The 14,461-nt window shown below is 38.6% G+C and carries 14 protein-coding genes; 4 read left to right on the forward strand and 10 right to left on the reverse strand.

Annotated features, from left to right (window positions below; genetic code table 11):
• Nucleotides 1-96: 96 nt before the first annotated feature.
• Nucleotides 97-1,053 carry a Fic family protein gene (locus tag ACY2A0_RS04525; protein WP_461788370.1) on the forward strand — a complete coding sequence of 319 codons (957 nt, stop codon included), beginning with the start codon at nucleotides 97-99 and terminating at the stop codon, nucleotides 1,051-1,053.
• Nucleotides 1,054-1,056: 3 nt separating this feature from the next.
• Here ACY2A0_RS04525 and ACY2A0_RS04530 read toward each other — a convergent pair whose 3' ends face one another.
• Nucleotides 1,057-1,566: a phosphoribosyltransferase family protein gene (locus tag ACY2A0_RS04530; RefSeq protein WP_461788371.1), complete on the reverse strand. Its 510-nt coding sequence runs from the start codon at nucleotides 1,564-1,566 to the stop codon at nucleotides 1,057-1,059.
• A 123-nt stretch (nucleotides 1,567-1,689) separates the two neighbouring features.
• Between ACY2A0_RS04530 and ACY2A0_RS04535 the strand changes: the two genes are divergently transcribed.
• Complete coding sequence (locus tag ACY2A0_RS04535) at nucleotides 1,690-2,412, forward strand: head GIN domain-containing protein (RefSeq protein ID WP_461788372.1); 723 nt, start codon at nucleotides 1,690-1,692, stop codon at nucleotides 2,410-2,412.
• 67 nt (nucleotides 2,413-2,479) lie between these two features.
• On the opposite strand, the gene ACY2A0_RS04540 is transcribed toward ACY2A0_RS04535, so the two are convergent.
• The 3 genes from ACY2A0_RS04540 to rlmD are packed head-to-tail and all read right to left on the reverse strand — an operon-like array spanning nucleotide 2,480 to nucleotide 4,872.
• Nucleotides 2,480-2,890 carry a hypothetical protein gene (locus ACY2A0_RS04540; protein WP_461788373.1) on the reverse strand — a complete coding sequence of 137 codons (411 nt, stop codon included), beginning with the start codon at nucleotides 2,888-2,890 and terminating at the stop codon, nucleotides 2,480-2,482.
• Between the two features lie 2 nt (nucleotides 2,891-2,892).
• Nucleotides 2,893-3,441, reverse strand: a complete 549-nt coding sequence (locus ACY2A0_RS04545; protein ID WP_461788374.1) for a hypothetical protein — start codon at nucleotides 3,439-3,441, stop codon at nucleotides 2,893-2,895.
• The gene (gene rlmD, locus ACY2A0_RS04550; RefSeq protein WP_461788375.1) at nucleotides 3,442-4,872 is read right to left on the reverse strand and encodes a 23S rRNA (uracil(1939)-C(5))-methyltransferase RlmD; all 1,431 of its coding nucleotides are present in this window, start codon (nucleotides 4,870-4,872) and stop codon (nucleotides 3,442-3,444) included.
• A 506-nt stretch (nucleotides 4,873-5,378) separates the two neighbouring features.
• Between rlmD and ACY2A0_RS04555 the strand changes: the two genes are divergently transcribed.
• Together ACY2A0_RS04555 and ACY2A0_RS04560 are read left to right on the forward strand one after the other, a co-directional pair.
• The gene (locus ACY2A0_RS04555; RefSeq protein WP_461788377.1) at nucleotides 5,379-7,793 is read left to right on the forward strand and encodes a heavy metal translocating P-type ATPase; all 2,415 of its coding nucleotides are present in this window, start codon (nucleotides 5,379-5,381) and stop codon (nucleotides 7,791-7,793) included.
• 370 nt (nucleotides 7,794-8,163) lie between these two features.
• Nucleotides 8,164-8,373: a heavy-metal-associated domain-containing protein gene (locus ACY2A0_RS04560; protein ID WP_461788378.1), complete on the forward strand. Its 210-nt coding sequence runs from the start codon at nucleotides 8,164-8,166 to the stop codon at nucleotides 8,371-8,373.
• 75 nt (nucleotides 8,374-8,448) lie between these two features.
• Here ACY2A0_RS04560 and ACY2A0_RS04565 read toward each other — a convergent pair whose 3' ends face one another.
• The 6 genes from ACY2A0_RS04565 to ACY2A0_RS04590 form a co-directional block, all read right to left on the reverse strand.
• On the reverse strand, nucleotides 8,449-9,333 hold the full coding sequence (locus tag ACY2A0_RS04565) for a glycerophosphodiester phosphodiesterase family protein (protein WP_461788379.1): 885 nt from the start codon (nucleotides 9,331-9,333) through the stop codon (nucleotides 8,449-8,451).
• Nucleotides 9,334-9,471: 138 nt separating this feature from the next.
• Complete coding sequence (locus ACY2A0_RS04570) at nucleotides 9,472-10,332, reverse strand: YybH family protein (RefSeq protein ID WP_461791274.1); 861 nt, start codon at nucleotides 10,330-10,332, stop codon at nucleotides 9,472-9,474.
• Nucleotides 10,333-10,448: 116 nt separating this feature from the next.
• Nucleotides 10,449-11,432 (reverse strand): M28 family peptidase, encoded by a 984-nt coding sequence (locus ACY2A0_RS04575; protein WP_461791275.1) that lies wholly within the window; start codon nucleotides 11,430-11,432, stop codon nucleotides 10,449-10,451.
• Nucleotides 11,433-11,463: 31 nt separating this feature from the next.
• Complete coding sequence (gene cysS, locus ACY2A0_RS04580; RefSeq protein WP_461788382.1) at nucleotides 11,464-12,924, reverse strand: cysteine--tRNA ligase; 1,461 nt, start codon at nucleotides 12,922-12,924, stop codon at nucleotides 11,464-11,466.
• Between the two features lie 62 nt (nucleotides 12,925-12,986).
• Nucleotides 12,987-13,865, reverse strand: coding sequence for a YARHG domain-containing protein (locus ACY2A0_RS04585; protein WP_461788383.1), 879 nt, complete (start codon nucleotides 13,863-13,865; stop codon nucleotides 12,987-12,989).
• The gene (locus tag ACY2A0_RS04590) at nucleotides 13,862-14,443 is read right to left on the reverse strand and encodes a DUF2306 domain-containing protein (RefSeq protein WP_461788384.1); all 582 of its coding nucleotides are present in this window, start codon (nucleotides 14,441-14,443) and stop codon (nucleotides 13,862-13,864) included. The genes ACY2A0_RS04585 and ACY2A0_RS04590 overlap by 4 nt, the downstream gene beginning before the upstream one ends.
• Nucleotides 14,444-14,461: the final 18 nt, after the last annotated feature.

Below are 14,461 nucleotides of genomic sequence, written 5' to 3' on the forward strand. Positions count from 1 at the left end.
AATGTATAACAAAGGTACGCAGAAGAAGTTAAAAAATTTGAAAGAAAGTTACTAATATCGGGTATAATAATTATTTTTGTTAACGATATTAAAGAAATGTGGGATTTTGATCTTGAAAATTTAGCAGAGCTACAGCCACAGATAGATAGGCTATACGAGAAAAAAGCGATGATCAGCCAATCAAGGCCATTGCCCAATGCTGTATTGTACAAAATCAAAGAGCAGCTCAGCCTAGAGTGGACATACAACTCTAATAGTATAGAAGGAAATACGCTTAATATCAGGGAAACTCAACTCATTCTAGAAGAAGGCATTACCGTAGGGGGAAAATCTTTAAGAGAGCATTTTGAGGTGGTAAATCATGAAAAGGCTATCGCCTACCTTTACGGCTTGATAAATCCTGACTATACTTTGAGGAGCATTGATATTTTAAATTTACATGGCTTTGTATTAAAAAATATTGAAGATGAATATGCTGGCCGCTTGCGAAACGGTGGCGTACGTATTGTTGGCGCTAATTTCACGCCACCTAGTGCCAAAAAAGTTCCACATTTATTTGATGAGTTAGTAGATTTCATCAACCAAAACCCATTGGGCCTTGATGATTTAACTTTAGCTACACTTTTTCACCACAAGTTAGTATGGATTCACCCGTTCTTTGATGGCAATGGGCGCACTGTTCGTTTGGCGATGAATTTGTTGTTGATGAGAAACGGCTTCCCTCCAGCTATTATCCTCAAAAATGACAGAAAAAAATATTACGATGCACTCAACCAAGCCAACAACGGAAATTATCAAAAGTTATGCTTGATCATGCTACAGGCCACAGAGCGTTCGCTAAACATGTATATCAACGCTATGCCGGGTAATAGTTACGATGATTATGAGCCAATCTCGACCATTGTTGCTGAGCCAAATTTTCCTTACGGGCAAGAATACATCAGTTTACTGGCAAGGCAGGGCAAAATAGATGCTTACAAAGAAGGTAAAAACTGGCTTACTACAAAGGAAGCAATAGAAAAGTACGTAGTAAATAGAAAACGGAAAAGGTAGGGTTTAGCTCAAATATACCCTATCTTCTTCACCTTCCACATCCATAATTACATCTACATGCTCCTTCAATACGGTAGCCAACTCCAGGCCGACGAAATCGGTAGCGATTGGGAAAATCTTATGGCTTCTATCTACCAAAACAACCGTCCTGATTTTTTTATGCGGAGTGTTAAGAAAAACACCTAAACCATAGGCCAATGTTTTTCCGCTGTTAAGCACATCATCTACTAAGATGATCACCTTGTTTTTCCAGTTGCTTTCCGGTAAATCCGTTTTTGCTACTAGTTTACTACTTTGTTTTTCTAAATCTATTCGCAACAAGGTGATTTTAAATTCAGAAATTTCTTTTAATGTTTGTTCTAATCTAACTGCCAATTTATAGCCTCTATCCCAAATCCCTGCAATAACCAATTCTTTCTCCTCGATATTATCCTCTAATATCTGATAGGCGATTCTATTGATTTTTTGTTGGATTTGCTTCTGATCTAAAATAAGTACTTGATTTTGGGGCATCGTAGTAAGATTTTAAGTTTACAAAAGAACGATTTTAAGGCTCAATATCAAACAGCGATTTTTTTTTAGTTGAGATGCAACGTTTGCCCACATTGCGACGTCTAATGAGTAAATATTGATCAAATGAAACAAATCTCGACAATTGGCAAATTTCTGGCCATCATCCTTTTTCCGATATTAAATTTAGTATACACGCCTTTGTTTGCGCAATCAAGTAAAACCGTGACTGTAGACAGCTTCAGCGGAATTGGCGTAAGTAGCGGCATCGATCTTTACTTAACCCAAAGCGGAAAAGAAAGTGTGGTAATTAAAGGAGATGAAGATGTGATGAAAGATGTGGTGGTTGAACAAAAGAATGGCAGTATTTACATTAAATATAAACAAGGAATTAGCTGGTCGAAAATGTTTAAGGGCAGAAAAATTGAAGCATATGTGAGCTTCAAGAACTTAACGGCGATTTCGGCAAGTGGTGGCAGCGATGTAGAAACACAAGGACCAATTAAAGCTGCAAATATTGTTTTACAAGCTAGCGGCGGTTCGGATATGAACTTGAACCTCACTTGTAAAGATGTAACCATCAGCATTAGTGGCGGAGCAGATATGTCACTAAAAGGATCAGCAGAAAACATGATGCTAAATGCTAGTGGCGGCAGCGATTTAGACGCTTATGATTTTAAAGTGAACTATGCACAAGCGAATACGAGCGGCGGAGCAGATGCACATCTTTATGTAATGAAAGGATTAACGGCCAACGCAACCGGCGGAAGTGATATAACTTACAAAGGTAGCGCAGCATTAAAGAAAGTATCGAACTCCAAAAGTGGAGACGTTACCCACGTGAATTAAAAAAAAGAAAGAGTTTAGTTTTAGTTAATACCAAGTGCCAATACTACGGATGCAGTATTGGCCTTTTTTATTTTTTAGGATAAGGATAAAAAATAAAGTTAGCGCCCTCTGGAACAATTACAAACACACACATGTATTCCTCTGGCTTTTTGTAGTTTTTAACAAAATGCTCCTTTTTTTCAGGCTTAATGATTCCTTTCTCCACAAATTCTTCCAACGTGGACGCTTGAATAGTCCAATTGGTATTAAGCTCTTCTCTATTTAGGATCATTTCCCCTAGCTTTACCTCGTGCTGGTGTGCCACAAAAATTGGTGTAGCAGATATTCCTTCCACCATTATTTCTACAGCAACTTCTTTAATTGATTCTGCATAGAATGCTAAGTCTTTCTCCAAGCTTACCAGCGGACTTTGTTTTTTCTCTTGCTTTTGCTCACCCCCATTAAGGTTAGCACCTCCTAATAATTCTTCTGATTCCATATCTAAAACTCAATTTCTTTGCCATCAACAACAAACTTTTCGTTAATTATCGTATCTGTTATCAAATAATATTTTTCGTTTTGTTTTTCAATTCGAGCCGGTAAAGGATGCTGATCAGCACAAAAATACATTCCGCCAGATTTCACCAAATGCCAGCCGCCTTCTTTTAAGCTAAACAGATTAATGCTGGACCAGCAGCTATTGAACCATTCAGGGCGAAGTAATAGTTCAGGTTCATCATCGCCGTCCAAATCTTCAACTACATATAAATCAGCACCGATTGCATTTTTAAAGTGAAGTACTGGCCATTTTTTATTGCTGAACATGACATGAATTTCATACACTTCACTCTCTGTCCCCTTGTCTTTGTCGCTCACTTTGTTTTTGACTACAAAAGCAGTGTCATTGTTATTGATTATAAGCGTGTCAACGGTGTGCTTATTTGCATCAACTACAAAAGTTTTAGCCGTTACTGAAACCTCGCTAACACTTTTGTTACGGCAACTGATAGTTGCAATTGCGATCAAGATCAACAAACAAAGTCTATTCACTTATTTCAATTTTAGTAACACTACGTTTTCTACATGCTGCGTATGAGGGAACATGTCTACTGGTTTGATGCGAGTTACCTCATATTTTTCATTTAACATGGCCAAGTCTCTTGCCTGAGTGGCGGCATTACAACTAACGTAAACAATTTTTTCAGCCTCCATCTCCAATAAACGCTCCACTACATCAGGATGCATGCCTGCCCTTGGCGGATCGGTAATTACCACATCAGGTTTCCCATGTGAGGCAATGAATTCTTTGGTAAGGATGTCTTTCATATCGCCTGCGTAAAAAATGGTATTTTCAATCCCGTTCAGTTGAGAGTTGAATTTCGCATCTTCAATAGCGGAAGGGACATACTCCACACCAACCACTTGCTTAGCGCTGTGTGCCACAAAGTTGGCAATTGTTCCCGCCCCGGTATACAAATCATACACCAGCTCATCACCTTTTAAATCAGCAAACTCTTTTGTAATGCGATACAATTCATAAGCTTGCTCAGAGTTGGTTTGATAAAAAGATTTAATGCCGATTTTGTATTTAACGGTTTTGCCGTTTCCTAATGGCATCTCTTCAAAAATGTGATCTCTACCAGCGTAGGTTATCACTTCTTGATCAAAAATAGTATCGTTTTTTTTGTGGTTAATGATGTATTGCAAGGAAGTAATGTTCGGAAATACAGTTTTCAAATACGCCATTAATCCGTCGATTTTTTCCTGAGCAGCATAGGCAAAAACAACACCGACCATAATTTCGCCAGTACTTGAGGTACGGATAATCAAATTACGCAGTTCACCTTCGTGGTTACGCAAGTCATAAAAACTAAATTGATTTTCCAAGGCATAATCACGAACCTTTAATCGAATTTGGTTACTTGGATCAGCTTGTAAATAGCAATGCTCAATCCCTAAAATTTTATCGAACCTGCCTGGAACATGAAAACCAAGTGCATTCATTTGCCTTCCTTCGGCATCATCGGCCATATCTAAATTGTCGAGCCAGCGCTTGTTCGAAAATGTAAATTCTAATTTATTACGATAATACTGATTTTGTGCCGAACCCAAAATTGGCTCAATGCCAGTGGTATCGATTTTACCTAAACGCTGCAATGCAGATTCTACACTTTTTTGTTTGTAGGTAAGCTGTGCACTGTACTGCATGTGCTGCCATTTGCAGCCACCGCACGTTCCAAAATGGATACAAAATGGCTGCTGTCTTAACTCAGACGGGGTATGCAATGTTTCAATTACTGCCTCAGCAAAATTCTTTTTCTTTTTTACTACACGTACATCTACCACATCGCCAGGCACGGCTTTATCCACAAACACCACCAATTCATCGGCCTTGCCCACGCCTTTGCCTTCCTCGGCAATGTCTATAATACTTAAGCCTGAAATTCTAATTGGCTCAGTATTTTTTCTTTTTCTGCTCATTGCCGCAAATATACGACGATTATTTAATGATTAAGTTTTGAATGAGTGAATGATAGAAGGAGTTAAGGAGTAAATGAGTGAAGGAGTAAATGAGTGAAGGAGTAAATGAGTAAATGATGAAATGATGAAATGAGTAAATGATGAATTGCAAGAAAATTTAGACACTAGCATAACATACAGACAACTCAAGGCCTGCGAACGAATGCGATCAGCTATATCGACTAATCCTCAAAAATGCTTAAGATTAGACCAAAAACATTATCAGGCAAGTTAAACTTGACGTCGAATTGCTCATCAACCATTACTGAAATTTCTAATACTTCTTGACTCATGGTTATAACACTATAAGCACAAATCTAAACATTATGAACCAAATACCAAATTGGTATAGTGTTATTTTTATGTTAAGGTTTCATCATCTTTAAAGAAAACATATAAACAATTGAAAGAATGATGTAAAACAATAAGGGTACCGGGAGCTAACTTTGTATGATCAAAAAATCAAAATGAAAATAGAACAACCTATATATATTCCCTTAATAGATGTTGATAGCGAACATTGCGCACTCATTGTGGATAAAGGATTGAACGAAGTTGTGGAAATTGAAAATCACAAGGTTGAATTGAATAACACTAGGGCGGTAATTAGCGCAAAAAAATTACCTGAAGATGCGATACAGGCTGCAGTAAAACAGATACGAAGCTTAGGCTACGATGTACCAACGGTAAAACAGATATTTCCAGTAGTGAATCTTTCTTGTGCCTCTTGTGCCGCTAATACTGAAGCCATTTTAAATCACCAAGCTGGAGTGATCAACGCTGAGGTTAACTATGCCAATACGTCCGCAAAAGTAGAATACATTCCAAGTTTGGTTAGCTCTGAAACTTTGAAGCAAGCGGTACAAGCTTCAGGTTACGATTTGCTGATCAACGAAAAGGCAAAATCTACTGTTGAGGAAATAAAAAATGAGCAGTATGAAACTTTAAGAAAAAGCACCGCTAGCGCTACAATTATAGCGCTACCCTTATTCATTATAGGAATGTTCTTTATGGAGATGCCATTTGCCAACTATATCATGTGGGCATTGGCTACGCCGTTGGTTTTCATTTTTGGTAAACGTTTTTTTGTTGGCGCTTGGAAACAGGCCAAACATCGCTCTGCGAACATGGACACCTTGGTTGCTATAAGTACAGGAACAGCATACATTTACAGCGCACTGATTACGCTTTTTCCAGATACCATGCATCGATTGGGAATTCATTCGCATGTTTATTTTGAAGCGGCTGGAATTGTAATCGCTTTTATCCTTTTAGGAAAGCTTTTGGAAGAAAAGGCTAAAGATAACACCTCATCAGCCATAAAAAAATTGATTGGTTTGCAGCCCAAAGATGTTACTTTGGTGCATTCAGATGGCCACCAAAAGCAAGTGCCTATTCAAAACGTAAAAGTGGGCGACACGCTTTTAGTAAAACCTGGCGAACGCATCGCCGTTGATGGCTCGGTAGTCAGCGGCAGTTCCTATGTCGATGAAAGTATAATTAGCGGAGAACCGATTCCTATTCCTAAAACGGAAGGCTCCGATGTATTTGCAGGCACCATTAATCAAAAGGGAAGCTTACAGTTTAAGGCCCAAAAAGTTGGGAGCGATACCCTGTTAGCTCAAATTATAAAAATGGTAGAAAACGCCCAGGGAAGTAAAGCTCCGGTGCAGAAATTAGTGGACAAGATAGCCGCAGTTTTTGTACCTATTGTGATGGGCATTGCAGTTTTAAGCTTGCTGCTTTGGGTAATTTTAGGCGGAGAGAACGGATTAAGTCAAGGCATTGTGGCATTTGTTACCGTATTGGTTATCGCTTGTCCCTGTGCTTTGGGGTTGGCAACGCCTACCGCAATTATGGTTGGCGTGGGAAAGGGTGCGGAAAAAGGGATTCTTATTAAAGATGCGGAAAGCTTGGAGCTAGCTAAAAAAATTAATGCAGTTGTATTGGACAAAACCGGCACCATTACCGAAGGCAAGCCTAAAGTTAAAGGCTTGGAGTGGTTTGTTGCTCAAAACCAGCAGTTAACAAATATTCTCTATAGCATTGAGAAGTCGTCGGAGCATCCATTGGCAGATGCCATTACCGAATTTTTAGCTCCAAATGTGCAATTTATACAAGGCATTGACATTGAGAATATCAGCGGACAGGGCATAAAAGGCACATATGATAACGAAACTTTTATCATTGGCAATGAACTGCTGGCTAAGGAAAACCATATAGAGTTCAATGAAACTGCAAAAAGCTGGATTAACGAACAACTTGAAGCCGCTCAAACTGTAGTATTATTTTGCAGCAGCACTTCGTTATTGGCGGCAATCGCCATTGCAGATCAGATTAAGGTGAGTAGCAAAAAAGCGATCCATGAACTTCAAAAAAGCAACATTGCTGTTTACATGCTAACTGGCGATAACGAACAAACTGCCAAAGCTGTGGCTGATGAAATAGGAATTAGCAATTATAAAGCGAATGTATTACCTGCTGACAAAGCCGCATTTATACAAAGTTTACAGCTACAAAATAAAGTGGTAGCGATGGTAGGTGATGGCATTAACGACAGCGCCGCTTTAGCACAAGCGGATGTGGGCATTGCTATGGGAAAAGGGAGCGACATTGCTATAGATGTCGCTAAGATGACGATCATTTCATCAGATTTATTGAAAATTCCTGAGGCTATAGCGTTATCAAAAAAAACGGTGAGTACAATAAAGCAAAACTTATTTTGGGCTTTCGTTTATAATGTAATTGGTATTCCCATAGCAGCTGGTTTACTTTATCCAATTAACGGATTTCTGCTTGATCCGATGTGGGCTGGCGCTGCGATGGCGCTAAGCTCGGTTAGCGTAGTGAGCAATAGCTTGAGGTTGAAATATGGGACTTAACTTGTTAATGATTAATGGTTAATGGTAAGCTTGGAATAGCGCCAGCTTGAATTTGGACTAAGCGATAACTTTGTGTATTTCACATTTATATCGCTTTCTTAGCTAATCGCCGCTGGGCTCCTACTTTTTGACCGCAAAAAGTAGCAAAAACTCTAGGTTGCCTATTTTTCTTTCAAAGGAAGTGCATTGGCTTATCGGTGCGACCCGAAAAATAGAAGACCGAAATTGGCAGAACGGAGATTTGAGAGGCTATCGCTAGCAAATAGCCCATTTCCCTGGTTCAAACTCTCACTAAAATATCTTAAGCTAGCAAGGCTATCATTTTAAATTAATAATCATTATAATTTTCACTTTAAACTTTACTTAACAAATGGATACATTAAAATTTAAAACAACAATAAACTGTGGCGCATGTGTCGCCAAAGTAACACCGATACTTAACGAACAAGAGAGCGTAAAGAACTGGTCGGTAGATACCGCAAATCCTCAGAAGATATTAACCGTTGAAGGAGAAAATATTGACGAGGCGGAATTGGTACAATCTTTATCGAGAATTGGCTATAAAGCTGAAAAGATTTAGGAATACGCTGTTATCTGACAGTGTCGAGGAATCTAGTCGACATGGATTCCTCGTAAATTCGAATGGCAGTCAGCTTTATTTGACCTCTGCCATTAAATTGGGATAATCCGTAACGATACCGTCAACACCCAAGTTTTTAAGGTAAATGATATCCTTCACCGTGTTTACCGTCCAAGGTATAATTTTGATGCCCGCAGCGTGGCATTTATCTACCAAACCCTTACCTACTAGCGGCATGTAAGGACTATAAATAGTTGGCGTAAAACCTAACGCTTTAATATTATTTTCGAAATCTTCTTTTTCATCGATACCCAAAGAAGTAGGTATTTCAGGATATTTCTGATGCAAATATTGTAGACTTCGGATATCAAAAGAATGAATTGTTACTCTTTTTTCTAACTTCTTGGCTTTAATCACGGCCATTATCAGCTCGACATATTCTTCGGGACTGGGCTGAAATTCGCCATCGCCTTTACGGATCAACTTAGTTTCGATGTTATAATGTGGCTTTGTTTTCTTTTTCTTGGCCACAAAGAACTCCACTTTATCAATCAAATCACTTAACAAAGGTTTTTCTACTCTAAATTTTTCTTGTTGTGGAAACCTCGGATTAGGCTTAGAACCTACATCAAACTGTTTAACTTCCTGATAGTTCATTTGATAGATATTGAACTTCTTTTCGTTCTTTAAGGTAATTTCTTCACCCGTTGGCGCTATGCTAATAACGTGATTGAAATACGGTTCCTGAGAAACCACTACTTGTTTATCTTTTGATATTACCACTTCCATCTTTAGCGTAGTTGCACCAACTTCCAATGCTTTTATCATACCCGGAATGGTGTTTTCAGGCATTAAGCCTCTTGCACCGCGGTTTCCCTGAACTTCAAAAGGCACCTTTTTTTGCGCAAAAAGGTGATGAGTAACGCAAAATAATAAAGCAACGGCAAAGGTAAATCTCATATCTATCAATTTTAATGATAACGTCAGAAGTATCAAATATTGGCAAAATAATAAAATAATTTGGCACGTATAAAACAAAAAAGGACCTTGACACCCGGTCAAAATCCTAGTTTATATTGATGTTGGTTTAAGCGTTGTTTAGCGTTCAGCCAAAGTAAATATCTGTGAAATGATATTCCAATTGCCGTCATTTTGGCGTTCCCAAATGAAAACGTAATTAAAGCTCTCACGCAAATCGGCTTTATAATCAATCGTAGCTAAGCCATAAGTATAAGCTAAGTCTCCTCCTAAAGCCTTATCCGCCTGTGTTGTTTTAAGATTAATTTTATCAATCATCCGATTGTTGAATGCTAAGATAGCATCTTTTCCTAAAATAGTTTCAGTACCCGGGAACATTAAACGAGCATCAGGATTTAAAAACCCAGAAAAAGCATTTACGCCATGAGTTTTAAGCATTGTATTCAATGTTTTTTCTGTACCATAAATAATTTCGGTAGCAGCTTTGATGTCTTTAGCAGAAGCAAACTTTGGACTATAGGTACCGCTAGGTTCTACAAACATATCTTTTGGCTCTTTGCCTTTGATTGGTTTCACTGCTTCGGCGCCTAAGTCAATTACCAACTGCCATTCGCCATCCTTTCCTCTCCATACCGAAAGGTAATGACCAAACGATTTTTTATCACTGCCTGCAACATAAGAACCAGAAGTAACTCCCCAATCTCTGCTTCTAGATAAGCGAGCATAATTTGGTTGCCAAGTTAATTCCTTGGTATCAGCAGCAGTAGCAAAATATTTTTTCGCATTTACAGCGTTAGGACGGAATACAATACCATCAGGTGCTGAAAACTCAATGAATGCTGCGTTTACACCATCTTTAGCCGCCTTTTGAGCAAATGCCTTCTCAGCTGCAACTAATGACTTTACTGTACCATCTGATTTTTGAGCATAAATACTTGACGAAAGGGCCAAGGCAAGTACTGATAGATATAATTTATTCATTTTTCTTTAATGTGTTTACGAATTTAGTGTTTTAGCTAGGCGAGCGCCAAAAAAGTAATCAACAATTGAACATTACGCCAATTTAAACGCAACCTCAAGACAAGTTCTTTCACTTATTACAACGCCGATTTTTCCCTGTAAATGGTTTCCAGCATGGTTTGACCCACTGCTTTCAAGGTATTGCGATCAATGTTATTTAAATTATCCAATTGTGTGTGCCAATTGCTGTAAAAACCACTTGCATCCGAATAATGAATCACATCTATTGCAGGGATACCAGCTTGGTTAATCCAGTAATGATCATCTATCAAATTGCCCGAAGCCACGTTGATGAAGTAGTTGCCATATCCAATTTCAGCAGCAATACTCCATACTTTGCTTACAACAGTTGGGGCATATTTTCTGGAAACTTCATCTTGCGTAAATTGTGCATTACTGCCGCCAACCATATCTAAATTGATAGCATAAATAGGCTTATAACCTTTTACTGGCGGATTTTTATACCAATACTGCGAACCTAGGCACCAAGTAGTTTCATGCGGGGTTTCGTCATTGGCACTGCCATAATCTTCAATATCCCATAAAATAAAATCCACACCGACCTCAGGCTGCTTCTCCTTAATTTGACGGGCCATTTCCAAAATTACAGCTACACCACTTGCGCCATCGTTAGCAGCATCAAATGGTTTATCCCTCATGCCCATGTTTGGATCTTCGTCTGAAAATGGGCGAGCGTCCCAATGTGCAGTAATTAAAACACGCTGTTTTTTCTCTGGATAAAATGCGGCTATGATATTTTTTAGCTGATGTGATTTGCCATCGTAAGTTTTGGCAGTGGTTTGCTGAATAAAAACCTCACCACCAAACGACTTTAACTTAGATTCCAAATAGGCGGCACATTTTGCATGAGCTGTTGTCGACGGAATTCTCGGACCAAAATCCACCTGCGCTTTGGTATAGGCAAAAGCACTATCGGCATCAAAACTTGGCGATTGTAGCTTAACTTCTGCTGCCGTTTCATCATCTGCAGGTTTGTTTTGCTGACAAGATTGAAAAACCGCAGCAGCCAACAGGCCTATAAAAATGTATTTTCTATTCATTGAAATATCTTTTACGTAGCAAATAGCGCACTTAGATTTTACTCCAAGTGGTCCCCTCTTTGCTATCTTTTAATTGAATTCCGATTTTTTGTAGCCCAATCCTAATCGAATCAGAAGTGGCATAATCTTTATTTTCTTTGGCTTCTCTACGCAAAGCGATGATCATTCCCAGCACTTCGTTTAAATCACCGCTGCCACTTTCTTCGTCCTTCAACCCAAAAATATCAACTACAAAATCATTGATTAATTGTTTTAGGCCCTCCAATTGTTCAACGTTAATTTTTGCACTGCCATCATAAACAGAGTTGATGATACGAGCCGCTTCAAATAGTTCGGCAATAGCTACCGGACTGTTAAAATCGTCGTTCATGGCATTTACACACTTTTCTCTAATTGGGGCAATATCAATATTTCCATCTGCCGAAGGCGATAATTTAGGCAACAATGCTACTGCATTCATCAATCTTCTAAAGCCTTTTTCTGAAGCATCCAAGGCATCATTACTGAAATCCAAGGTGCTACGGTAATGCGCCTGAAGCATAAAAAACTTCACCGTCATTGGGCTATATCCTTTTCGCAATAGTGGATGACTGCCCGTAAAAAGTTCATGCGGCAAAAATCCGTTACCAGCAGATTTTGACATACGGGTACCGTTAACTGTAAGCATATTGGTGTGCATCCAGTATTTAGCAGGCTGATGGTTGGAGCAAGCTTCCGACTGTGCAATTTCATTGGTGTGGTGCGTAGCCGCTAAATCCATTCCCCCACCGTGAATATCAAACTCGGCACCTAAATATTTAGCACTCATCGCCGAGCACTCGATATGCCAACCCGGAAATCCCATGCCCCATGGAGATTGCCATTGCATCAGTGTTTCTGGTTTGGCTTTGATCCAAAGGGCAAAATCTAAACGGCCTTTTTTATCATCCTGACCGCTAAGTTCACGGGTGTTTTCCAACAAGTCTTCTAACTTTCTGTTGGTTAATATGGTATAATTATATTCTTTGCTATACTTTTCTACATCGAAATAAATCGTACCATCAATTTCGTAAGCAAATCCGTTGGCAATGATTTTCTTTACCATCTCAATTTGCTCGATAATGTGTCCGGTAGCGGTAGGCTCAATGCTAGGCGGCAACGTGTTGAACATGGCTAAAACCTCATGGAAACCCAGGGTGTACTTTTGTACAATCTCCATCGGCTCCAATTGCTCTAGCTTAGCACGCTTTGCGAATTTATCGTCTCCCTCATCCCTATCGCCCTCTAAATGGCCCGCATCGGTAATATTACGCACATAACGCACTTTATAACCACTGTATTTTAAGTAACGAAAAATAAGATCAAACGAAATAAAAGTACGACAGTTACCCAAGTGCACATCGCTGTAAACGGTTGGACCGCACACATACATGCCTACATGTGGCGCATTGATGGGCTCAAAAACTTCCTTTTTACGGGTAAGTGTGTTGTATAACTGTAACTTCTGTATCATAGCTGCAAATGTAAAATTTTTACCGCTGAAAAGATGTTAACCTTTTGTCTAAATTTAAAAAGCTATCTACCAAATGTATCATAGTTATCTTCGGCATATTTCTCAAATTTTTCCAATAATTTGATATTCTTTTTCTCCAAGGAAGTAAGTTCCTTTTCTACATTATTGCTAATTGGCACGTACCAATCTACATAATCAAAAAACTGTCGATAAGTTTCTTTCTTAAAGGAGTAGCCATGTCTTGCGAAAATGGTGTTTCTTAAGATTTGAAGATCTAACTTGCGTAAATTCTTCAAATCACTTTCTTTAAGCTCCTGTGTTGACGAGTTGATTTTATATACAGCATCAGAAGCACTCCGATAGTATTGATTTTCATAAATTTCTACTTTACCGTCCACCGTAGCAGTATCTTTCTTTAACTTTTCATTGTGCCAATCTGTCAAATCATCTTTATCGGTCAACATAGCTGTAGCATCATAAACAAAAGCTTTTTTCGTCAGCTTAAAATTCCTCTTCGTAACATTGATATTCTTATTGAAGGTTTCCCAACTACCTTCAAATAATTCACCTTTGAAAATAACATCAAATTTTCCGTCGTATTTATCATCACCAGGTTCTTCTAACGTCAAATGGAACTCCCCATCCTTTTCAATCAATTTTCCATAAAAAGGCCTGTCGTTGCCAGCAACTATACTGCGACCGGTAACTACGTCCTTTTGAATATTTTTTATTATCAGCGTGATTTTGTTGGAGCTTTCAATGTTATCTTTTGATTCCGATGCAGTGAAATTCCCCACCCATGAACCGAGTAAGCTATCTCGGCTTAAGCCCGAAACAGCTATCGTATCTTCAACAACTTTTTCTGTATTTTTTTCAACGGGCTTGCTTGTGCAAGCGTAAAATGCCACTATAGCGACGATAGTGATCAATAGTTTTTTCATAAGGTTTGTATTTTTTTATTAGTATTATTTTTAATCAGCCATTCAACAAAAAGTAAATTAGGCACCCAGCCCAACCATGCAATAATTTGATAAACATCCATAGGTGCGGGTTGAAATAAATATACAAGAATTACTTTCCATAAGCGCAATGTTACTGCCGAAAAAGCTAGCGCAAAACTGCGAAGCATAAATTCTTGATGTCGTTTAAAATCCCTGCCTTTTGCGCTCAACGTAGCATTTAGGGTAAAAATAAACCATAAAATAGCGAGGATAACAAAAGCAACTTTTGAGCTTAATCCTCCGTTAGCAAATAAACCTATTACCAGTCCCGATGGCGCCGAGAAAAACAGCACTACGATTACATATAGATAACCTATCACCCGATGTAAATTTCGGTAGCTTTTTAGGAGGGAATTATTGAATTGTGTAAAACCCGCAACAAGTACCAAGATAGAACTGTACACATGAACGTAAAAAGTTGGCAGGTAAAATGAAACATTGTTAACTTCGGTTTGCTTGATTTGTAAAAATGCGACATCACTATTGAAAGGAAAGTACTTTAAGGTGATTCGCAGCATTAAAAAAAACAAGAAGAG

Origin of the sequence: Pedobacter sp. (assembly GCF_965249885.1) — a bacterium.
Taxonomy (GTDB): Bacteria; Bacteroidota; Bacteroidia; order Sphingobacteriales; family Sphingobacteriaceae; genus Pedobacter.

Coding starts and splice junctions, on each gene's coding strand:
- ACY2A0_RS04570 (WP_461791274.1), bottom strand. CDS start 10,332: ATGAATAAATTATATCTATCAGTACTTGCCTTGGCCCTTTCGTCAAGT.
- cysS (WP_461788382.1), bottom strand. CDS start 12,924: ATGATACAGAAGTTACAGTTATACAACACACTTACCCGTAAAAAGGAA.
- ACY2A0_RS04555 (WP_461788377.1), top strand. CDS start 5,379: ATGAAAATAGAACAACCTATATATATTCCCTTAATAGATGTTGATAGC.
- ACY2A0_RS04575 (WP_461791275.1), bottom strand. CDS start 11,432: ATGAATAGAAAATACATTTTTATAGGCCTGTTGGCTGCTGCGGTTTTT.
- ACY2A0_RS04525 (WP_461788370.1), top strand. CDS start 97: ATGTGGGATTTTGATCTTGAAAATTTAGCAGAGCTACAGCCACAGATA.
- rlmD (WP_461788375.1), bottom strand. CDS start 4,872: ATGAGCAGAAAAAGAAAAAATACTGAGCCAATTAGAATTTCAGGCTTA.
- ACY2A0_RS04585 (WP_461788383.1), bottom strand. CDS start 13,865: ATGAAAAAACTATTGATCACTATCGTCGCTATAGTGGCATTTTACGCT.
- ACY2A0_RS04535 (WP_461788372.1), top strand. CDS start 1,690: ATGAAACAAATCTCGACAATTGGCAAATTTCTGGCCATCATCCTTTTT.
- ACY2A0_RS04565 (WP_461788379.1), bottom strand. CDS start 9,333: ATGAGATTTACCTTTGCCGTTGCTTTATTATTTTGCGTTACTCATCAC.
- ACY2A0_RS04560 (WP_461788378.1), top strand. CDS start 8,164: ATGGATACATTAAAATTTAAAACAACAATAAACTGTGGCGCATGTGTC.
- ACY2A0_RS04540 (WP_461788373.1), bottom strand. CDS start 2,890: ATGGAATCAGAAGAATTATTAGGAGGTGCTAACCTTAATGGGGGTGAG.
- ACY2A0_RS04590 (WP_461788384.1), bottom strand. CDS start 14,443: ATGCTGCGAATCACCTTAAAGTACTTTCCTTTCAATAGTGATGTCGCA.
- ACY2A0_RS04530 (WP_461788371.1), bottom strand. CDS start 1,566: ATGCCCCAAAATCAAGTACTTATTTTAGATCAGAAGCAAATCCAACAA.